Source organism: Herbaspirillum sp. BH-1 (genome assembly GCF_002870055.1).
In the GTDB taxonomy this organism is placed as follows: domain Bacteria; phylum Pseudomonadota; class Gammaproteobacteria; order Burkholderiales; family Burkholderiaceae_D; genus Herbaspirillum; species Herbaspirillum frisingense.
Window position 1 is genome coordinate 71,318 of the sequence record NZ_PKOI01000007.1, and the last position, 20,905, is coordinate 92,222.

Here is a 20,905-nt window from a genome sequence, read left to right on the forward strand (position 1 = left end):
TCAATGATGACCGCTTTAGAAGCCGGTACCCAGTTGGAACTGGAAGGTTTGAGACTTGTCACCCGTCTTCAGGTTCAATGGCTTACCGAAGCTGAGCTTCAGAGGGCCGATTGGTGACACCCAGCTGATACCCACACCGGCCGAATAACGCAGGTCGTTCAGCTTGATGTTCTGACCGTCAGCGAAGACGTTGCCGCCGTCAAAGAAGGTGAACCAGCGCAGCGTACGGTCCTGGCCCGAACCCGGGAACGGGAACTGCAACTCGGCGTTGCCGTACAGACGCGAGGCGCCACCCATGGAGTCGCCGTACTGGTCCTTCAGCGAACCCAGCGAAGACGCTTCGTAGCCGCGCACGGTGCCGATACCGCCGGCATAGTAGTTCTTGAACACCGGATAAGGCTTGCTGCCAATGCCGCGGCCGTAGTCGACTTCGCCATTCAGGGCCAGGGTCACGGCCTTGCTGAAGAAGGGCTGGAAGTACTGGTGCTGATAGCTGGCACGGTAGTACTTCAGGGTACCAAGGTACGAGACTTCCAGGTTGGCGCGCTGATAGCGGCCGGACGTCGGGACCAGGGCCGAGTCGCGGCCGTCACGCTGCCACGCCACCGTCAGCGGGATGCTGGTGGTACGGGCGCTGCCGATACCGCACGTTGCCCCCGAGGAGACGTCGGTCACATCGCAACCCGCAGCGCCGGCGCCGCCGAAGTCGCGCACATACTGCCGGTACAGCGAGGGGCTGGTGCTGTCGGTGCTGACGTTGGTGTTTTCCACGCCGATACCGAAGAAGACGCGATCCAGTTCCGAGAACGGCACGCCGAACTTGATGCTGCCACCCAGCGTCTTGACGCGATAGTCACCGGTCGTATAGACCGAGGGGCGGATCGTGCGCAGGTAGATTTCATAGGTGCGGCTGATGCCGTCATCGGTGAAATACGGATTGGTGGTCGACAGCGAGATCGTGCGATAGCGCGAGCTGGTGTTGATGTCGATACCCACGGTATTACCGCTACCGAAGGCGTTTTCCTGCGAGATCGAGCCGGTCAGGCTGAGCTTGTCGGACTGCGAGAAGCCGGCGCCGACCATGATGTTGCCGGTCGGCTTTTCCTCGACCTTCATGTTGAGGTCCACCTGGTCGCTGGTACCCGGCACTTCCGGCGTATCGACGGTGACTTCCTTGAAGTAGCCCAGACGGTCCACGCGGTCGCGCGAGAGCTTGATCTTTTCACCGTCGTACCAGGAATCCTCGAACTGGCGGAATTCGCGGCGGATCACCTCATCGCGGGTCTTGGTGTTGCCGGCGATGTTGACGTGACGCACGTAGACGCGCTTGCCCGGGTCGACCATGATGGTGAAGGCGACTTCCTTCTTTTCGCGATCGACATTGGGGTTGGCGTTGACGTTGGCGAAGGCATAGCCGAAGTTGCCCAGGCGCTCGCCGATCTTCTTGGTGCTGTCGGTGAGCTTGGCGCCGGAATAGACGTCGCCCGGCTTCAGTTGCACCAGCTTGGACAGTTCCGGCTCCATGCCGAACATCTCGCCTTCAAGCTTGACGCCGGAGACGGTGTACTTCTCGCCTTCCTTGATGTTGACGGTGATGTAGATGTCCTTCTTGTCGGGCGTGATCGACACCTGGGTCGATTCGACCTGCATTTCCAGGTAGCCGCGATCCAGGTAGTACGAGCGCAGGGTCTCGATGTCGCCCTGCAGCTTTTCCTTGGAATACTGGTCGGCCTTGGTGTACCAGGTGAACCAGCCCGGGGTGGTCAGCTTGATCTGGTCACGCAGGGTGCTGTCGGAGAACACCTTGTTGCCGACGAAATTGATCTGCTTGATGCGGGAAACTTCACCTTCGTCCACCGAGAAGGTAATCGCCACGCGATTACGCTCGACCGGGGTGACGGTGGTGGACACCTTGGCGCCGTACAGGCCGCGCGACAGGTACTGGCGCTTCAATTCCTGCTCGGCACGATCGACCTGGGAGCGGTCGAAGATGCGCGACTCGGCCACGCCAATTTCCTTCAGGGCCTTGGTCAGCTGTTCCTTGTCGAACTCCTTGATGCCGGAGAAATCGACGCTGGCGATGGCCGGACGTTCGACCACCTGCACCACCAGCACGTCGCCTTCGGCCTCGATGCGCACATCGCGGAAGAAGCCGGTGGCATACAGCGCCTTGATGGCAGCAGTGGCCTTTTCATCGTTGAACGTGTCGCCCACGCGCACCGGCAGGTAGCTGAAGACCGTGCCGGCCTCGGTACGCTGGATGCCTTCGACGCGGATATCCTTGACCACGAAGGGCGTGACCGCCATGGCCTGGCTGGAGCACAGGGCAAAGGCGGCTGCGGCGATCAGGCGACGGGAGAAGGTCGGGATGGGATGTTGCGCAGGGTGTAATTTCATCTATCGTTCATCAACAGTTTTTCGCCGTGACACTGCCTGACAAGATGCTGGTAAGGAATTGGAAACGGATCCCAGATCCATTGCCAATTGCTTAACAACTGCCATCGGGCTTGGCCGGCAAATGTAAAAAATCCGGTCTTTCGCGCCGCCCCGCCGCTGGTATCGCCGGGGCCGGCATCAGGCCGGATTCATCCTTGGAACATCAGCCGCACGATATCGTTGAATGCGGCAACGAGCATCAGCGCCATCAGTAAACCCAGGCCGGCACGCTGCGCGATTTCCCCAAACCGTTCGGAAACGGGCCGTCCTGTCAAAATCTCCAGCGCATAATACAGCAAATGACCGCCATCTAGAACCGGGATTGGCAAGAGATTCATCACGCCGAGGCTGATGCTGATGAAGGCCAGGAAGCTCAGATAGCTGACCAGACCCACGCGCGCGGTCTGCCCGGCGTAGTCGGCGATGGTGATGGGGCCGGTGATGTTCTTCAGCGAAACCTGGCCGACGATCATCTTGCCGATCATCTTGACGGTCATCGCGCTGGTATCCCAGGTACGCTGTGCGCCCTTGGCCAAGGCGGTCAGCGGGCCATCACTGACGGTGGCCATCTCCGGTGCCAGCGGCACTTCCACCTTGATGCGACCGATGCGCTTGCCGCTGTCGCCTTCTTCCACCGCCTCCGGGGTCACGCGTACCTCGAAGCGGTTGCCGCCGCGCACGCCTTCCAGCAGCAGCGACTTGCCGGCCGATTCACGGACCTTTTCGACAAAGGCCAGGCCATCCTGGACCGGGACCGCGTCGATGGCGGTGATGCGGTCACCGCTCCGCAGCCCGGCCACCTTGGCCGGCCCCTCCATGATCTTGCCCAGCACGGCCGGTGGACGCGCCAGGGCCAGGCCCAGCTTGCCCAGGAAATCGCCTTCCAGCTCATTGCTGTCGATCCCGGCCAGACGCAGTGTCACACTGTTGAGCAGCTTGCCACTGCCATTCGGATTGGGACGCTCCACATCCACACGGGCATCGGCCTTCTCCAGCACCAGCTGCATCAGCTTCCAGCGCACCTCCGACCAGACCTGCACCGGTGCGCCATTGATGGCGGTGATGCGGTCACCGGCGCGCAGGCCGGCCTGGTAGGCCGCACTTTGCTCGGCCGCGGCGCGCAGCACCGGCACCGGCTCGGGTACGCCATGCATGTAGAGCCCGGCGAACAGGACGATGGCCAGCAGGAAATTGGCAATCGGCCCCGCCGCCACGATGGCGATGCGGCGCCATACCGACTGCCGGGTGAATTCGCGTTTGAGATCGGCTTCGGGGATGTCTTCCAGTGGTTGCTCCCGGGCATCGAGCATCTTGACGTAACCGCCCAGCGGCAGGATCGACAGCGCCCACTCGGTCTGATCACGCCCGAAACGTCGCGACCAGATCACCCGCCCCATACCCACCGAGAAACGCAGTACCTTGACCCCACACCAGCGGGCGACCAGGTAATGGCCCAGTTCGTGCACCACCACCAGGCTGCCCAGGGCGACAAAGAAAGCGATCAGGGTATGCAGCAGTGTCATCGTGAAATCAGGGCCTCGGCGTGGGTGCGTGCCTGCCGGTCCTGCTCCAGCAAGGCGGCGATATCGTCGGCTTGGCGGTTGGGGATGGCGGACATGACCTCTTGGATCAGGAGAGCGATCTTCCCGAAGCCGATGCGGCGGTCCAGGAAGGCCTGCACGGCAACTTCGTTGGCGGCATTGAGGATGGCCGCCAGTGTGCCACCGGCTCGCAGGGCATCATACGCCAGTTTCAGGCAGGGAAAGCGCCGATAATCAGGCGCCGAGAAGGACAGCTGCGCGATCTGCGCCAGGTCCAGCGGGGCCACGCCGGAGGCGATCCGCTCCGGATAGGCCAGCGCATTGGCAATCGGGGTGCGCATGTCGGGGTTGCCCAACTGTGCCAGCACCGAGCCGTCGGCATAGGACACCATGGAATGGATCACGCTTTGAGGGTGGATCACCACCTCGATCTTGTCGGCCGGCGCACCAAAGAGCCAGTGCGCCTCGATCACTTCCAGGCCCTTGTTCATCATGGTGGCCGAATCCACCGAGATCTTGCGCCCCATCACCCACTTGGGATGCGCCACCGCTTCTTCCACGGTCACCTGGTCCAGCGTGCTGACATCGCGATTCAGGAAGGGCCCGCCGGAGGCGGTCAGCAGGATCTTCTCGACGCCGTGCGCCGACATCGAGCGGGAATAGTCCGCCGGCAGGCACTGGAAAATGGCGTTGTGCTCGCTATCGATGGGCAGCAGGCTGGCACCATGGGCAGCCACCGTGTCCATCAGCAACTGGCCGGAGATGACCAGGGCTTCCTTGTTGGCCAGCAATATCTTCTTGCCGGCACGAGCGGCGGCCAGCGTCGATGCCAGGCCGGCAGCGCCCACGATGGCGGCCATGACCATGTCGCAACCATCGGCGGCGGCGATATCGCACAGGGCCTGCGGTCCATAGGCCACTTCGGTCTGCAGATCGGCTGCACGCAAGAGCTTCTGCAACTCGGCGGCCGCCTCGGCCGAACCGACCACGGCCACTTGCGGACGAAAACGCTGGCATTGCTCGGCCAGTTCGGCCACGCGCGCATGCGCACTCAGGGCATGGACGCGGTAACGGTCCGGATGACGGGCGACCACATCCAGCGTGGACACGCCGATGGAGCCGGTGGAACCGAGAATGCTGATGGACTGCATGGAATTTCCAGAAGGAAAGCGGCGGCTCAGGCAGCCGCCAGCCAGAGGTCGACCAGCGCCGCCAGGGGCAGCACCGGGATGAGTGCATCAATGCGGTCGAGGACGCCGCCATGACCAGGAAGCAGGTTGCTGCTGTCCTTCATGCCGGCGCGCCGCTTGAGCTGCGACTCGAAGAGATCGCCCACCACGCTGGCCACCACCATCAGGCTCAAGGCCCCGACAAAACCGGCCCAGCCCCAACGATTGAAGAGGTGAAACTGGAAGGTCTCGCCCGCGCTCATGGACATGGCCACGGCGGCCGAAATCACCAGCACCGCCAGCCAGCCACCGATGGCGCCTTCCCAGGACTTGCCCGGAGAAATGGTCGGCGCCAGCTTGTGGCGACCGAAACCCTTGCCGGCGAAATAGGCGCCGATGTCAGCCACCCACACCACCGCCATCACCGACAGCAGATACAGCGGCGAACGCTGGAACAGATCCACGATGGCCACGAAGCAGCCGAGGATGGACAGCATATAGGTCGCATTGAGCAGGCGATTGCCGAAGGCCTCGACCTTGGGCAGGCCCAGCCCCAGGGCTGGCACGAACCGCAATGCCCACAACAGCACGCACAGCACGTAGAGCGGACGCACGCTGGGCAGGCCGCTGAAGAACAGGATCACACAGAAGACCAGCGTCCACACGACGGCCCACAAGGTCGGACGCGGGCTCTTGAAGAGGCGGAAACATTCCCAGGCGCCGGCGGCGAAAAACACCAGCGCAGCCATGGCAAAGGCCGGGAAATAGCCGAAATACAGGATCGGCAACAGGATTGCCAGCAAAATCAACGCCGTGATGACACGCGTCTTGAGCATCAGGAAGCCTTTTTCTGGTCCAGCACCTGGGCACTGGTGCGCCCGAAGCGGCGCTCGCGTTGTTGATAGGACCCGATCGCCACATCCAGCGCCTTGGCATCGAAGTCGGGCCAGAAGGTCTCGGTGAAATACAGTTCGCTGTAGGCCAGTTGCCACAGCAGGAAATTGGAAATGCGCTGTTCACCGCCGGTGCGGATGAACAGGTCCGGCTCCGGGGCATAGGCCATGGCCAGGTAGGGCGCCAGTTCTTCTTCGGTGTAATCGGATACACCCGGCTTGTCCTTGACCATGCGCGAGACCGCCTGCATGACATCCCAGCGGCCACCGTAATTGGCGCAGACGGTCAGGGTCAGACGGCTATTGCCGGCCGTCTGGGCCTCAGCCTTGGCGGCCATCTCCTGCAGCTTGGGATCGAAACGGCTCATGTCGCCGACGATCTTGAGGCGGATGCCGTTATTGGCCATCTTGCCCACTTCACGCTCCAGCACGGTCATGAACAGCCGCATCAATACCGACACTTCATCGGCCGGGCGACGCCAGTTCTCGGAACTGAAGGCAAACAGGGTCAGGAATTCGATGCCGCGTTCGGCACTGGCCTCGACGATGGAACGTACTGCGTCCACCCCCTTGGCATGCCCCGCCACGCGCGGCAGGAAACGCTTGGTCGCCCAACGACCGTTGCCGTCCATGATGATGGCAACATGGCGCGGAACCGCGGAAGAATCCGGAACCGCAAGAGTTGAGCTTTGATGCTTCATGAAAATAATTTAGTGCATTTCGGTGCATGGGGAGCGGTGCAGCGCCTCATGGTAACGGCAGCCGGGCGCTTTGACAAACCAGCCGCCCACGCCCTGCCCCACCCGAATTGCTCCCCGCTGCGCGCCCGCACATGTGCTGTCTTTGACTTCTCGTGCAGCGCGACCGTCTGCACGGTCGCGCATGGGCCTGCCGGACGACCTACACGGTCATCACTTCCTTTTCCTTGTCGCCCACCAGCTTGTCGATTTCGGCGACGAACTTGTCGGTCAGCTTCTGGATTTCGTCCTGGCCACGACGCTCGTCATCTTCCGAGGCGACCTTGTCCTTGACCAGCTTCTTCAGACCTTCGTTGCCTTCGCGACGGATGTTGCGCACCGCGATCTTGGCATCTTCGGCTTCGCTCTTGACCAGCTTGACCATTTCCTTGCGGCGCTCTTCGGTCAGCGGCGGCATCGGCACGCGGATCAGTTCGCCGTGGGTGGCCGGGTTCAGGCCCAGGTCGGCTTCCCGGATGGCCTTCTCGACGGCAGCGACCATCTTCTTCTCGTACGGCTGCACACCGATGGTGCGGGCGTCGATCAGGGTCAGGTTGGCGACCTGCGACAGGCCGGTCGGCGAACCGTAGTAATCGACCATCACCTGGTCCAGCAGGCCGGTATGGGCGCGGCCGGTACGGACCTTGGCCAGGTTGGCTTTCAGGGTCTCGATGGACTTACCCATCTTCTGTTCAGTATTTTTCTTGACGTCAGCGACACTCATGCTGCTCTCCTAACTTGGTGCAATAACTTGGCTTTTCTTGATGGCAAATGCCTGAAAGAGGGGCATTGTAAACGGGAATGACCGGCCTGCGGCCGGTTTCTGTTCCGCAATACGGCTCAGACGTGGACCAGGGTACCCTCGTCGTCACCCATGACCACGCTCTTGAGCGCGCCCGGCTTGACGATGGAAAACACCTTGATCGGCAGCTTCTGGTCACGGCAAAGCGCGAAGGCGGTCGCGTCCATCACCTGCAGATGCTTGGCGATGGCTTCGTCGAAGGAAATCGACTGGTAGCGGGTCGCGGCCGGGTCCTTCTTCGGGTCGGCGGTATAGACGCCATCGACCTTGGTGGCCTTGAGCACGATCTGGGCGCCGATTTCCGAGCCACGCAGGGCGGCGGCGGTATCGGTGGTGAAGAAGGGGTTGCCGGTACCGGCAGCGAAGACCACGATCTTGCCCTCTTCCAGGTATTGCAGCGCCTTCGGGCGCACATAGGGCTCGACCACCTGTTCGATGCCGATGGCGGACATCACGCGGGCTGTCAGGCCAGCCTGACGCATCGCGTCGGCCAGGGCCAGCGAGTTCATGACGGTGGCCAGCATGCCCATGTAGTCGGCGGTCGCACGATCCATGCCCTGGGCGCCCGGCGCCACGCCGCGGAAGATGTTGCCGCCACCGATCACGATGGCCAGTTCCACGCCCAGTTTGCTGATTTCTGCTACATCCGCGACCATGCGTTCGATGGTCGCGCGATTGATACCGTAGGCGTCGTCGCCCATCAGTGCTTCGCCGGAGAGTTTGAGGAGTACGCGCTTATAAGCAGGTGTTGTCATTGCAGGGCTCCGTGTTCTTTCCGATGTTGAATTGCTTGTTGACGCGTCGGCACTCGCTGTCACCCGACGAAACGGCGCGATTTCGTCATCTGGATGTAGCCCGAACGCATGAGGGGGTTACTGCTGCGCCCTACTCTATTGCCACTACGACTGCCATTGCTTCCATGCTGTTGCCATTGCTACTTGCACCCTGTCCACCGCACCTGCCATCGGATCACCCGGCAGCCGACCCAGAGGATAGATGCAGCCTTCTCCGAAAGTTCCCGGGGACCGGCTTAAAAAAACGGGCCTCTCGGCCCGTTTTTCTTGCAACGCTTACTGAGCTTGTTTCGCTGCAGCCACTTGCGCAGCCACTTCGGCGGCGAAGTCGTCCTGCTTCTTCTCGATGCCTTCACCCACCACGTACATGGCGAACGACTTGACGGTCGCATTGGCGGCCTTGAGCATCTGTTCGACGCTTTGCTTGTCGTTCTTCACGAAAGCCTGGTTGAACAGGGAGACTTCCTTCAGGTACTTCTGCACCGAACCGTCCACCATCTTGGCGACGATCTCGGCCGGCTTGCCGGATTCGGCAGCCTTCAGGGCGGCGACCGAGCGTTCCTTCTCGATCAGGTCGGCCGGCACTTGCTCGGCCGACAGGGCGACCGGCTTCATGGCGGCGATGTGCATGGCCACGTCCTTGCCCACTTGCTCGTCGGCACCGTCGAACTCGACGATCACGCCGATACGGGTACCGTGCAGGTAGGAAGCCAGCTTGCCGCTGGTTTCGAAACGCTGGAAGCGACGGAACGACATGTTCTCGCCGATGCGGCCGATCAGTTCGGTACGCAGTTCTTCCAGGGTCTTGCCGTCGGCCAGCTTGCAGGCGCCCAGGGCAGCCACGTCAGCCGGGTTCTGCTCGACCACCAGCTTGGCAGCGGCTTCGACCAGACCGATGAACTCGTCGTTCTTGGTCACGAAGTCGGTTTCGCAGTTCACTTCGACCAGCGCGCCGACGTTGCCGGCGATGTAGGTCGAGATCACGCCTTCGGCGGTGATACGGGAAGAAGCCTTGGAAGCCTTGCTGCCCAGCTTGACGCGCAGAATCTCTTCCGCCTTGGCCATGTCGCCACCGGCTTCGGTCAGCGCCTTCTTGCATTCCATCATCGGCGCGTCGGTCTTCGCGCGCAGATCGCCCACCATTGCTGCGGTAATTGCCGCCATACTATTCTCCTGACTTGGAGGCATCCCGCATCCTGCGGCATGCCCGAAACTCGAAAATTGAATCAAAAAAAAGGGGCCACTGCGTCACTACCCGCTGTCACCCCTTTTTGTACTACCGTACTACCGGAAGAGCAGAATCAAGCCTGCTCGACCTCGACGAATTCATCGCCCTTGACTGCTTCGACCACGTCGTTGACGGCGTTGGCACGGCCTTCCAGCACGGCGTCAGCCATGCCGCGGGCGTACAGTGCGATTGCCTTGGCGGAGTCGTCGTTACCCGGGATCACGTAGGTGACGCCTTCGGGCGAGTGGTTGGTATCGACCACGCCGATGACCGGGATGCCCAGCTTGGCGGCTTCGGTGATGGCGCCCTTGTGGTAGCCGACGTCGATGACGAAGATGGCGTCAGGAATGCCACCCATGTCCTTGATGCCGCCGATGGCCTTCTGCAGCTTTTCCTGTTCACGGCTGAACAGCAGGGCTTCCTTCTTGGACAGCTTCTCGACGGAACCGTCTTCGACTGCTGCTTCCATGTCCTTCAGACGCTTGATCGAGGTCTTGATGGTCTTGAAGTTGGTCAGCATGCCGCCCAGCCAGCGCTGATCGACGTAAGGCACGCCAGCACGTTGTGCTTCGGCCGACAGGATTTCGCGCGCTTGGCGCTTGGTGCCGACGAACAGGATGGTGCCGCGGTTGGACGACAGTTGACGCACGTACTTCTGCGCCTCCTGGTACATGCCCAGGGTCTTTTCCAGGTTGACGATGTGAATCTTGTTGCGGTGGCCGAAGATGAAGGGGGCCATCTTGGGGTTCCAGAAGCGGGTTTGGTGACCGAAGTGGACACCGGCTTCCAGCATTTCGCGCATGGTAACGGACATGAATTTCTCCAGGGTTAGGTCTGGAATCCGCTCGGTCATCCGGCTCATGCAGCCAGACACCCTTTTAGCGAACGGATTCGCGTTTCAAAAAGATTTACAACACATATTGCCAAAAAGATATGAAGATTCATTCCGCACACCGATTCCAGCAACCGACCTGTGGTTTCAGATCAGCCCGGCATTCTACTCGACCCTGCCCTTTTGTTCAAGTAGCACATCAAATTGCTATCTGACCTGCTGCCATGGCCGGCAAAACAGAAAATACCCCCGTCGTCTATAATCCCGACTTGACGATTTTCTAGCGAATTGCGATTCATCATGGGCAATATCACCATCAAGACCGCCGAAGACATCGAAGGCATGCGCGTGGCCGGCCGCCTGGCCGCCGAGGTGCTGGACTACATCACCCCCTTCGTGAAGCCCGGCGTCACCACCGGCGAGATCGACCGCCTCTGCCACGAGTACATGACCAATGTACAAGGCAGCATCCCGGCCCCGCTCAATTACTGCCCTCCCGGCTACACCCCCTACCCCAAGGCCATCTGCACCTCGCTCAATGACGTGATCTGCCACGGCATCCCCGGCGACAAGGTCATGAAGAACGGCGACGTGCTCAACATCGACGTCACCATCATCAAGGACGGCTACCACGGCGACACCAGCCGCATGTTCTTCCTGGGCGAGCCTTCCATCCTGGCGCGCCGACTCACCGAGATCACCTACGAATGCATGTGGCTGGGCATCGCCAAGATCAAGCCGGGCGCCCATCTGGGCGACATCGGCCACGTCATCCAGCAGCACGCCGAAAAGGCCGGCTATAGTGTGGTGCGCGAGTTCTGCGGCCACGGCATCGGCAAGGTCTTCCACGAAGAGCCGCAGGTGCTGCACTATGGCCGCCCCGGCACCCTGGAAAAGCTGGAAGCCGGCATGATCTTCACCGTCGAACCCATGATCAACGCCGGCCGCCGCGAAATCCGCGAGATGGGCGACGGCTGGACCATCAAGACCAAGGACCGCAGCCTGTCGGCGCAGTGGGAACACACCGTCCTGGTCACCGAGACCGGTTTCGAAGTGCTGACCGTCTCGCCCGGCATGCCGGCGCCGCCGGCCTTCATTCAGAACCAGGTCGCTGCCGCGGCCTGAGCGAATGATGGCGGGGCAAGCAACGGTGACGCCACCTGCCCCGCCCGCAGTTTCCGGCATGAAACCTGCTAAGGGCTCGGGGCCGCATGGGGATGCGGCCCCGTCCGTTGTTGGCGCTACCCCGGCGCCCTGCCTCCTTTGATCGAATCCACCGATGCCCACTCTCGCCATCACGCTCAAGAAACAGCTCAAGGCCGCGCGCCAGCAAGCCATCGATGTGTTCCAGTCCAATCACAAGACCGAGCAACTGCTGGCGCAATTGCGCCGCAATGTCGATGAAGCGCTGACCAAGGCCTGGGAAGAACTGGGCATGTCCGGCAATGCCGCGCTGGTGGCCGTGGGCGGCTATGGCCGTGGCGAACTGTTCCCGCATTCGGACGTGGATGTACTGATCCTGCTGGACCAGGCACCGGACGCCGCCAAGAAGGAAAAGCTGGAATCGCTGGTGCAACTGTTCTGGGACATCGGCCTGGAAATCGGCCACAGCATACGCACCATCGACGAATGCCTGGACGAATCGGCGGCCGACATCACGGTCCAGACCAGCCTGCTGGAAGCGCGCCTGGTCACCGGCAACCGGGCCCTCTTCAAGCGCCTGCAGGAGCGCTACCACGCCGCGCTCGACCCGCTGACCTTCTTTCAGGCCAAGACCCTGGAAATGCGCCAGCGCCACGTGAAATATGAAGATACCCCCTACAGCCTGGAACCCAACTGCAAGGAAAGCCCCGGCGGGCTGCGCGACCTGCAGGTGATCCTGTGGGTGGCCAAGGCAGCCGGCCTGGGCAATTCCTGGGGCGAACTGGCCGAACACGGCATGCTGACCTCCACCGAGGCGCGCCAGTTGCGCCAGAAGGAACGCGCCTTCAAGGATATCCGCATCCGTCTGCACATCCTCACCGACCGCCGCGAAGACCGGCTGGTGTTCGATATCCAGACCCAACTGGCCGAAACCTTCGGCTTCAAGACCACCGATACCCGCCGCGCCAGCGAATACCTGATGCAGCGCTACTACTGGGCCGCCAAGGCGGTGACCCAGTTGAACACCATCCTGCTGCAGAACATCGAGGCCCACCTGTTCCCGCAGCAGGCGGTGCCACGCCAGATCAACGAGCGTTTCAACGAGGTCAATGGCTTCCTCGACATCGCCCACGACAAGGTCTTCGAAGACACCCCCTCGGCCATGCTGGAGGTGTTCCTGGTGCTCTCCGAGCATCCCGAGCTCAAGGACATGTCGGCCCGTACCATGCGCGCGCTGTGGCATGCGCGCTTCAAGATCGACAATGCCTTCCGCAACGATCCGCACAACCATCGCCTGTTCATGCAGATCATCCAGAGCAGGCGCGGCATCACCCATGCCCTGCGGGGGATGAACGCCACCAGCGTGCTGGGTCGCTACCTGCCCAATTTCCGCCAGATCGTCGGACAGATGCAGCACGACCTGTTCCACGTCTACACGGTGGATCAGCACATCCTGATGGTGGTGCGCAACGTACGCCGCTTCACCATGAGCGAGCATGCCCACGAATACCCCTTCTGCAGCCAGCTGATGGCCAACTTCGGCCAGCCCTGGGTGCTGTACGTCGCCGCCCTGTTCCACGACATCGCCAAGGGGCGCGGCGGTGACCACTCCAAGCTGGGCATGGCTGATGCGCGGGCCTTCTGCCTGCAGCATGGCATCTCCGAAGAGAATACCGAGCTCATCGTGTTCCTCGTCGAACAGCACCTGGCCATGTCGCATGTGGCGCAGAAGCAGGACATGTCGGACCCCGACGTCATCACCGCCTTCGCCCAGCTGGTCAAGGACGAGCGCCACCTGACCGCGCTCTACCTGCTGACCGTGGCCGACATCCGCGGCACCAGCCCGAAGGTATGGAACGCCTGGAAGGGCAAGCTGCTGGAAGACCTCTACCGCATGACCCTGCGCGTGCTGGGCGGCGAAGCACCCTCGGCCGACCGCGAGCTCAAGAACACCCAGCAGGAAGCCATCAAGACGCTGCGCCTCTATGGTCTGCCGGCCGACGCCCACGAACAGCTCTGGAAGCAGCTGGATGTGGCCTACTTCCTGCGCCACGACGCCTCCGACATCGCCTGGCAGACGCGCTGTTTCTACGACAAGGTCGATACCGGAGTGCCGCTGGTGCGCTGCCGCCTGGCGCCCATCGGCGAAGGCGTGCAGGTGGCGGTCTACACGCCCGACCGCCCCGACCTGTTCGCGCGCATCTGCAGCTACTTTGATGAAAAAAGCTTCAGCATCTTCGACGCCAAGATCCACACCACCCGCAACAACTACGCGCTGGATGCCTTCCTGATCAATGCCCCGGTGTTCGCCAAGAACTACCGCGACATCATCAACCTGATCGAACACGAACTGGGCGCCCTGCTGCAGTCGGAGCAGCCGCTGCCGCCCCCTTCCAAGGCCCGCCTGTCGCGGCTGTCGCGCACCTTCCCGGTCAATCCCTCGGTGGACCTGCGCCCGGACGAACGCGGTCAGTACTACCTGCTGTCGGTCTCGGCCAATGACCGCGCCGGCCTGCTGTATTCGATCTCCAACGTGCTGGCCAAGTACCGGATCAACCTGCACACCGCCAAGGTGATGACCCTGGGCGAACGGGTGGAAGACGTGTTCCTGATCGACGGCCCCGGGCTGTCCCAGCCGCGCAACCAGATCCTGCTGGAAACCGAACTGCTGCAGACCCTGCGCATCTGACCTCGCCCGTACCGGCAGGGCCGCCGCCAGTCTGGCGCGCCGGCCCTGTCGGCCTTACAATCTCACCCTCGCCGCTGGCCGGCTCCCCGTTTTTCGCAAGGCAATTCCCATGACTGAACCCGTACGACTTTCCAAACGCATGTCCGAACTCGGCCTGTGCTCGCGCCGCGAGGCCGACGAATGGATAGAAAAGGGCTGGGTGCGGGTCGATGGCGTGGTGGTATCGGTGCTGGGCAGCAAGGTGTTGCCGCACCAGAAGGTGACCGTGGAACGCCAGGCCAGCGCCGAACAGGCGCAGCGCGTGACGATCCTCCTCAACAAGCCCATGGGCTATGTCAGCGGCCAGGCCGAGGACGGCTACAAGCCCGCCGTGGTGCTGGTCAACGAGCAATCCCGCTGGGTCGAAGACCAGACCGACATGCGCTACCATCCGCGCCAGCTGAAGAGCCTGGTACCGGCCGGGCGACTGGACATCGACTCCGTCGGTCTGCTGGTGCTGACCCAGGACGGCCGCATCGCCAAGCAACTGATCGGCGAAGATTCGGCGGTCGACAAGGAATATCTGGTGCGGGTGCAATACACCCGCCCCGGCAAGCTGCCCGAATCCGATCTCAAGCGGCTGAACCACGGCCTGATCATGGACGGCAAGCCGCTGCGTCCGGCCAAGGTGGCCTGGCAGAACGAAGACCAGTTGCGCTTCACCCTGCGCGAAGGCAAGAAGCGCCAGATCCGCCGCATGTGCGACATGGTGGGATTGAAGGTGATCGGCCTGAAACGCGTGCGCATTGGCGGCGTCAAGCTGGGCGACCTGCCGGTGGGGCAATGGCGCTACCTGCGACCTGACGAAAAGTTCTAGAAGTTCAGATCACTACCCGCAAACGAGAACGGCCCTGACTCAACATCAGGGCCGTTGCTTTTTCCAGCAGAACAAGGAAAAGGGATCAGAGGAAACGATCCAGGATCTTGCGGCTGGGCTTGTCCAGCGCCTTCTGGTCGCGGATCAGGAACTGGATGCCATGGCTGTCGGCGATCAGGAGCGCCGGTGCCGCGAGACGACGGATATCCTCCTCCCCCTTGAGAGTGAAGGTCGTGGTGCCACGGGTGGTCTGTACGGTCCAGTCGCTGGGCGTGGCGAAGGTCGAGACGCTGACGATACGCTCGATCTCGGGCATGAATTCGCGGCTGGCCAGCTCTTCCTCGATCAGCTTGCGCGCGTTTCCGGCGAGCTCATCCAGCGTATCGATCCAGGCCAGTTCATGGCCATCGCTGCTGACCAGCGACAGACCGTGATCCGGCGCCGACACCGGAAATGCACGCACCGGAATCACGTTCTCATGGGCGACACCATCGACATCGGTGAGCACCAGGCGGCCGAAGCTGTTGCGTTGCAGTTGCCAGGACGGCTGGGCAATAGTGGTGGTCGTCATGGCTTCAATCGCCCTTCTCATCGTCGCTCACCGACACCTCGGCATCCCCGTCCGGGTTGCGCGCCTGCGCCTGGTAGAGCTTGTAGTAATGCCCTTCGCGGGCCATCAGTTCTTCATGGTTGCCGACCTCGACCACCTGGCCGCGATCCAGCACCACCAGACGGTCGGCCTTGCGCAGCGTGGACAGGCGGTGGGCAATGGCGATCGTGGTACGCCCCTGCACCAGGTTGTCCAGGGCTTTCTGGATTTCCTTTTCGGTGGTGGTATCGACCGAGGAAGTGGCCTCATCCAGGATCAGGATGCGCGGATCGATCAGCAGCGCCCGCGCAATCGAGATGCGCTGGCGCTCGCCGCCCGACAGCGCCTGCCCGCGTTCGCCGACCAGCGAGTCGTAACCCTGCGGCAGGCGCAGGATGAATTCGTGGGCATGGGCGGCACGGGCGGCAGCGATGATTTCCTCGCGGGTGGCCTCGGGCTTGCCGTAGGCGATGTTCTCCGCAATCGTGCCGAAGAACAGGAAAGGCTCCTGCAGCACCAGTCCGATGTTGCGGCGGTATTCGGAAATCGGCAGCGAACGGATGTCCACGCCATCGATGCGGATCGCTCCTTCGGAGACATCGTAGAAGCGGCAGATCAGGTTGACCATGGTCGACTTGCCCGAACCGCTGTGTCCGACCAGGCCGATCATCTCGCCCGGAGCAATCGACAGGCTCATGTTGCGGATCACCGCGCGGTTGCCGTAGCGGAAGCCGATATTGCGTACTTCGATGGCACCCTGCACCTTCTCCAGGTGCACCGGGTTGGCCGGTTCCGGCACGCTGGAGACGTGATCCAGGATGTCGAAGATGCGCTTGGCGCCGGCGGCCGCCTTCTGGGTGACCGACACGATGCGGCTCATCGAATCCAGGCGCGTGTAGAAGCGACTGATGTAGGCCAGGAAGGCCGTCAGCACACCCACCGTGATCTGGTTGCTGGAGACCTGCCAGATACCGAACACCCATACCACCAGCAGACCCACTTCGGTCAGGAAGGTGACGGTCGGCGTAAACAGCGACCAGATCTTGTTGACCCGGTCATTGACCATCAGGTTGTGACGGTTGGCCTCGCGAAAGCGCGCCACTTCCCGCTTTTCCTGGGCGAAGGCCTTGACCACGCGGATGCCGGGGATGGTATCGGCCAGCACGTTGGTCACCTCCGACCAGATGCGGTCGATCTTCTCGAAGCCGTGGCGCAGACGGTCGCGCACCACATGGATCATCCAGGCGATGAAGGGCAGCGGCAACAGGGTCACCAGCGCCAGCCAGGGGTTGATGGAGATCAGGATGGCCGCCGTCATGATGATCATCAGCACATCAATGGCGAAGTCCAGCAGGTGCAGCGAAAGGAAGACGCAGATGCGGTCGGTCTCGGAGCCGATGCGGGCCATCAGGTCACCGGTCCGCTTGCCACCGAAATATTCCTGCGACAGCCGCAGCAGGTGCGCATAGGTGGTGGTGCGCAGGTCGGCGCCGATGCGCTCGGACACCAGCGCCAGGATGTAGGTGCGCGCCCAGCCCAGGCCCCAGGCCAGCAGCGCCGCGCCCAGCAGGCCTGACAGATAGAGCGTGGCCAGATGGGTATCGATGGGCGTGCCGTTCTGGAACGGGATCAGCACGTTGTCCATCAACGGCATGGTCATGTAGGGCGGCACCAGCGTGGCCGCCGTCGAGGCCAGCGTCAGCAGGAAGCCCAGCAGCAGCGACCCCTTGTAGGGCTTGGCAAAACGCGAGAGGCGGAACAGCGCCCAGGTGGACGGCGGCGCCTCCTTGGTCTCGGGGCAGATGGCACAGGTTTCCTGGCCTTCCGGCAGGACTGCCTTGCAGGTCGGGCAGACGTCGCCCTCTTCCTCGACCTGCACGCCCGAGGCCAGCAGGTCGCGTTGCTGCTCGAACAACTTGATCAGACGCAGCGCCTGCGGGTTCTGCGCCAGCGTGTAGCGCCAGGCCGCCAGGCGGCCGGTGCCGTCGCACAGTTCCAGCGTGCCCACGCCGGCGTGGTCGTGGTGCTTCATTTGCAGATCGGCCCCGTAGGTCCATTCCTGCCAGACGCGACCGTCGGCAGAGCTGGAGAGCAGGCGGCGTTCGGTCGCCAGCACCAATGAGCGGGAGAATTGCAGCTGGGCGTCCAGGTCCAGCTCCAGCCAGGCCAGCACGGCTTCGCCGGGCGCCAGGCGGGCAGCAGTTTCCGTTTGCCAGCGCTCGGGCAGGCTGGCGGTCGCGGAAGGATGTGAGTCAGTAGTCATGTAACGGCAACGTTGAGGCCCGAAGTGAGCAGTTTGGCTATTGTTTTATGGATGAGCAGGTCGCGCCGGACCGCTTGCAACGCCTCAGCGGCGAGCAGCGCGCGATTATAGCGCAGCGTCCCGCAGCCCCTGCCTGCGTCGCGCACCCCGGATAGGCGACAAGCTTCACCCGATAACGCGAGAACCGGTAAAACGGTGCACCAGAGCAGAGATTCAGTGCCACTTTCCCGTCGAATGCGAATGCCGGGAGCGCCTGAACACCGCGTTTTTTGCGCCGGGCGTGCCACGGGGAGAAACAGTCTGCGACAATATCGTTCACTTCCCATCCCCCTGCATCAGCCTACAGATGACTTTTATGCCCTTTCTGCGCCCATTTGAGCGGTCTCCCGGATCGGGGCCAGGCCGCCAGCGTTCTTCCCTACAAGAAAATCCTGGGTCGTTCTGTCGTATCCAGTAAACCAAACGCCGCCCTGCGCGTTAGTGAACCATGCGTTATTCTGACAGAGTGCTGACCGGTCTGCGCCGGGCTTCACATGAGGGCGGCGACAAATGCATCTGCAGTACAGGCAGCACGGGCAAAACGGACAAGCTCCAGCATTTCAGAATTTCAGCAGCTTCGGCAATCCAGGCTTAGGCCAACACAGCGGCACACCAACCACACATGAAAAATATCGAATTCCTCCGTTTCCTGAACCTCAAGGGTCCGAACATCTGGACTTACCGTTCCGCTCTCGAAGTGTGGATCGATATCGGCGAACTGGAAGACTGCCCCTCCAACACCATTCCCGGCTTCCCGGACCGCCTGACCACCTGGCTGCCGACCCTGATCGAACACCGCTGCAGCTATGAAGAGCGCGGCGGCTTCGTGCGTCGCCTGCACGAGGGCACCTGGCCCGGTCACATCCTGGAACACGTCACCCTGGAACTGCAGAACCTGGCCGGCCTGCCCGGCGGCTTCGGCAAGGCCCGCGAAACCAATGTGCGCGGCGTCTACAAGGTGGTGGTGCGCGCCCGCCATGAGACCGTCACCCGCGCCGCCCTCTTCGCCGCCCGCGATCTGGTGATGGCCGCCATCGAAGACCGTCCCTACGACCTCGACGGCACCCTCTCCAAGCTGCGCCGCATGGTCGACCGCCTGTGCCTGGGTCCCAGCACCGCCTGCATCGTGGACGCCGCCGACGAGCGCCGCATCCCCACCATCCGCCTGTCCGAAGGCAACCTGGTGCAACTGGGCCACGGCTGCAAGTCGCGTCGCATCTGGACCGCCGAATCCGACCAGACCAGCGCCATTGCCGAAGGCATTTCGCGCGACAAGGACCTGACCAAGTCGCTGCTGGAGACCTGCGGCGTGCCGGTCCCTGAAGGTCGGCTGGTGGAAAGCCCGGAAGACGCCTGGGAGGCCGCCCAGGACATCGGCCTGCCGGTGGTGGTCAAGCCCTGCGACGCCAACCATGGCCGTGGCGTCTTCATCGACCTGAACACCCGCGAGGAAATCGAGACCGCCTACAAGGTCGCGCTGGAAGAAGGCAGCGGCGTGCTGGTCGAGCGCTTCGTGCCGGGCCTGGAACACCGCCTGCTGATCGTCGGTGGCAAGCTGGCCGCCGCTGCCCGTGGCGAACCCATCTTCATCGTCGGCGATGGCAAGTCCACCGTCCAGGACCTGCTGGACGAACTGAACCGCGACCCGCGTCGCGGCCTGCTGGAAGAACACCTGCTGGACCCGGTGCTGCTGGAACGCGAACCGGCCGCCGCGCTGGAACTGCAGCGCCAGGGCCTGACCACCGAGTCGGTCCCCGCCGCCGGCCGCCGCATCCTGCTGCTACGCAACGGCAACGTCTCTTCCGACATCACCGACCTGGTCCACCCCAGCGTGGCCGCCGCCGCCTCGCTGGCCGCACGCATCGTCGGCCTGGACATCGCCGGCGTGGACATCGTGGCTGAAGACATCTCGCGCCCGCTGGCCGACCAGGGCGGTGCCATCGTCGAAGTCAACGCCGGCCCCGGCCTGCTGATGCACTTGAAGCCCTCCGACGGCAAGCCGCGTCCGGTCGGCGAAGCCATCATCGACAACCTCTTCGGCCCGGAAGAAAACGGCCGCATTCCCATCGTCGGCGTCACCGGCACCCACGGCAAGACCACCATTTCGCGCCTGATCGCACGCATCGTTCACCTCTCGGGCAAGCATGTGGGCCTGGCCTGCGGCGATGGCCTGTATTTCGCCGAACGCCAGATCGAGCGTGGCAACCGTGCCAACTGGGATGCCGCGCACCGCGTGTTGTTGAACCGTGCGGTGGAAGCCGCCGTGTTCGAGAACGGCAGCGCCGCCATCCTGGCCGAAGGCCTGGCCTATGACCGCTGCCTGGTGGGCGTGGTCGCCAACATCGACCCCAACGACAGCCTGCCCGAGTTCTACATCGAGAATGCCGAACAGATCGCCACCAAGGTCAAGCGCACCCAGGTGGACCTGGTCCTGCCGGACGGCGCGGCCGTGCTCAATGCCGACGATCCGCTGGTGGCGGACATGGCCCAGCTGTGCGATGGCGAGGTGATCTTCTTCGGCACCGATCCGGCCTCCGAACTGCTGGCCGGCCATCTGAAGGAAGGTGGCCGCGCCGTGTTCCTGCGCGATGGCGACCTGATCCAGGCCGACGGTGAACGCGAATGCAAGGTCAGCTCGGTGGATGCCATTCCGCTGACCGAAAACGGCGCCGTCGCCTACCAGGTCGAGAACGTGCTGGCCGCCGTGGGCGCAGCCTGGGCGCTGGGCATCAGCCCCGAGGTGATCCGCGCCGGCATCGAGCTCTTCGGTACCGAACGGGCCGAAGAGCAAGGCCTGAAGTTCAAGAGCCAGGTGGCCTGAGCCATCGGCTTGGACTGCATCCGCACTGCAAGACAGACAGATTCAAGATCAAGAGACACCTAGGAAAACTTGT

At 62.7% G+C, this 20,905-nt stretch carries 15 protein-coding genes; 4 read left to right on the forward strand and 11 right to left on the reverse strand.

What is annotated here, in order from left to right; all coding sequences use genetic code 11:
* Positions 1–15 precede the first annotated feature (15 nt).
* The 9 genes from bamA to rpsB all read right to left on the reverse strand — a co-directional run bounded on the left by bamA (position 16) and on the right by rpsB (position 10,414).
* Complete coding sequence (bamA, locus tag HBH1_RS11610; protein WP_006462534.1) at positions 16–2,397, reverse strand: outer membrane protein assembly factor BamA; 2,382 nt, start codon at positions 2,395–2,397, stop codon at positions 16–18.
* 188 nt (positions 2,398–2,585) lie between these two features.
* Positions 2,586–3,959 carry an RIP metalloprotease RseP gene (gene rseP, locus HBH1_RS11615; RefSeq protein ID WP_102662885.1) on the reverse strand — a complete coding sequence of 458 codons (1,374 nt, stop codon included), beginning with the start codon at positions 3,957–3,959 and terminating at the stop codon, positions 2,586–2,588.
* Positions 3,956–5,128 (reverse strand): 1-deoxy-D-xylulose-5-phosphate reductoisomerase, encoded by a 1,173-nt coding sequence (ispC, locus tag HBH1_RS11620; protein ID WP_102662886.1) that lies wholly within the window; start codon positions 5,126–5,128, stop codon positions 3,956–3,958. The genes rseP and ispC overlap by 4 nt, the downstream gene beginning before the upstream one ends.
* 26 nt (positions 5,129–5,154) lie before the next feature.
* A complete protein-coding gene (locus HBH1_RS11625; protein WP_102662887.1) occupies positions 5,155–5,982 on the reverse strand; it encodes a phosphatidate cytidylyltransferase in 828 nt (275 codons plus the stop codon).
* On the reverse strand, positions 5,982–6,740 hold the full coding sequence (uppS, locus tag HBH1_RS11630) for a polyprenyl diphosphate synthase (RefSeq protein ID WP_077237119.1): 759 nt from the start codon (positions 6,738–6,740) through the stop codon (positions 5,982–5,984). Before uppS ends, HBH1_RS11625 begins: the two co-directional genes overlap by 1 nt.
* A gap of 199 nt (positions 6,741–6,939) precedes the next feature.
* Positions 6,940–7,500 carry a ribosome recycling factor gene (gene frr, locus HBH1_RS11635; RefSeq protein ID WP_006462539.1) on the reverse strand — a complete coding sequence of 187 codons (561 nt, stop codon included), beginning with the start codon at positions 7,498–7,500 and terminating at the stop codon, positions 6,940–6,942.
* 116 nt (positions 7,501–7,616) lie between these two features.
* Positions 7,617–8,333: a UMP kinase gene (gene pyrH, locus HBH1_RS11640; protein ID WP_006462540.1), complete on the reverse strand. Its 717-nt coding sequence runs from the start codon at positions 8,331–8,333 to the stop codon at positions 7,617–7,619.
* Positions 8,334–8,648: 315 nt separating this feature from the next.
* The gene (gene tsf, locus HBH1_RS11645) at positions 8,649–9,536 is read right to left on the reverse strand and encodes a translation elongation factor Ts (protein WP_102662888.1); all 888 of its coding nucleotides are present in this window, start codon (positions 9,534–9,536) and stop codon (positions 8,649–8,651) included.
* Between the two features lie 137 nt (positions 9,537–9,673).
* A complete protein-coding gene (gene rpsB / locus HBH1_RS11650; protein ID WP_102662889.1) occupies positions 9,674–10,414 on the reverse strand; it encodes a 30S ribosomal protein S2 in 741 nt (246 codons plus the stop codon).
* Positions 10,415–10,732: 318 nt separating this feature from the next.
* On the opposite strand from rpsB, the gene map reads away from it, so the two are divergent.
* The 3 genes from map (at position 10,733) to HBH1_RS11665 (ending at position 15,120) form a co-directional block, all read left to right on the forward strand.
* Entirely contained in the window at positions 10,733–11,557 is an 825-nt protein-coding gene (gene map / locus HBH1_RS11655) for a type I methionyl aminopeptidase (RefSeq protein ID WP_102662890.1), read from the forward strand.
* A gap of 154 nt (positions 11,558–11,711) precedes the next feature.
* On the forward strand, positions 11,712–14,264 hold the full coding sequence (locus tag HBH1_RS11660; RefSeq protein WP_102662891.1) for a [protein-PII] uridylyltransferase: 2,553 nt from the start codon (positions 11,712–11,714) through the stop codon (positions 14,262–14,264).
* 109 nt (positions 14,265–14,373) lie between these two features.
* The gene (locus tag HBH1_RS11665) at positions 14,374–15,120 is read left to right on the forward strand and encodes a pseudouridine synthase (RefSeq protein ID WP_039874775.1); all 747 of its coding nucleotides are present in this window, start codon (positions 14,374–14,376) and stop codon (positions 15,118–15,120) included.
* Positions 15,121–15,205: 85 nt separating this feature from the next.
* Here HBH1_RS11665 and HBH1_RS11670 read toward each other — a convergent pair whose 3' ends face one another.
* The gene (locus HBH1_RS11670; protein ID WP_102662892.1) at positions 15,206–15,691 is read right to left on the reverse strand and encodes a cyanophycin metabolism-associated DUF1854 family protein; all 486 of its coding nucleotides are present in this window, start codon (positions 15,689–15,691) and stop codon (positions 15,206–15,208) included.
* Positions 15,692–15,695: 4 nt separating this feature from the next.
* The gene (locus HBH1_RS11675) at positions 15,696–17,972 is read right to left on the reverse strand and encodes a cyanophycin metabolism-associated ABC transporter (RefSeq protein ID WP_102662893.1); all 2,277 of its coding nucleotides are present in this window, start codon (positions 17,970–17,972) and stop codon (positions 15,696–15,698) included.
* A 661-nt stretch (positions 17,973–18,633) separates the two neighbouring features.
* Between HBH1_RS11675 and cphA the strand changes: the two genes are divergently transcribed.
* Positions 18,634–20,832 carry a cyanophycin synthetase gene (gene cphA, locus HBH1_RS11680; protein WP_102662894.1) on the forward strand — a complete coding sequence of 733 codons (2,199 nt, stop codon included), beginning with the start codon at positions 18,634–18,636 and terminating at the stop codon, positions 20,830–20,832.
* The last annotated feature ends 73 nt before the right edge of the window (positions 20,833–20,905 follow it).

Coding starts and splice junctions, on each gene's coding strand:
- bamA (WP_006462534.1), bottom strand. CDS start 2,397: ATGAAATTACACCCTGCGCAACATCCCATCCCGACCTTCTCCCGTCGC.
- rseP (WP_102662885.1), bottom strand. CDS start 3,959: ATGACACTGCTGCATACCCTGATCGCTTTCTTTGTCGCCCTGGGCAGC.
- ispC (WP_102662886.1), bottom strand. CDS start 5,128: ATGCAGTCCATCAGCATTCTCGGTTCCACCGGCTCCATCGGCGTGTCC.
- HBH1_RS11625 (WP_102662887.1), bottom strand. CDS start 5,982: ATGCTCAAGACGCGTGTCATCACGGCGTTGATTTTGCTGGCAATCCTG.
- uppS (WP_077237119.1), bottom strand. CDS start 6,740: ATGAAGCATCAAAGCTCAACTCTTGCGGTTCCGGATTCTTCCGCGGTT.
- frr (WP_006462539.1), bottom strand. CDS start 7,500: ATGAGTGTCGCTGACGTCAAGAAAAATACTGAACAGAAGATGGGTAAG.
- pyrH (WP_006462540.1), bottom strand. CDS start 8,333: ATGACAACACCTGCTTATAAGCGCGTACTCCTCAAACTCTCCGGCGAA.
- tsf (WP_102662888.1), bottom strand. CDS start 9,536: ATGGCGGCAATTACCGCAGCAATGGTGGGCGATCTGCGCGCGAAGACC.
- rpsB (WP_102662889.1), bottom strand. CDS start 10,414: ATGTCCGTTACCATGCGCGAAATGCTGGAAGCCGGTGTCCACTTCGGT.
- map (WP_102662890.1), top strand. CDS start 10,733: ATGGGCAATATCACCATCAAGACCGCCGAAGACATCGAAGGCATGCGC.
- HBH1_RS11660 (WP_102662891.1), top strand. CDS start 11,712: ATGCCCACTCTCGCCATCACGCTCAAGAAACAGCTCAAGGCCGCGCGC.
- HBH1_RS11665 (WP_039874775.1), top strand. CDS start 14,374: ATGACTGAACCCGTACGACTTTCCAAACGCATGTCCGAACTCGGCCTG.
- HBH1_RS11670 (WP_102662892.1), bottom strand. CDS start 15,691: ATGACGACCACCACTATTGCCCAGCCGTCCTGGCAACTGCAACGCAAC.
- HBH1_RS11675 (WP_102662893.1), bottom strand. CDS start 17,972: ATGACTACTGACTCACATCCTTCCGCGACCGCCAGCCTGCCCGAGCGC.
- cphA (WP_102662894.1), top strand. CDS start 18,634: ATGAAAAATATCGAATTCCTCCGTTTCCTGAACCTCAAGGGTCCGAAC.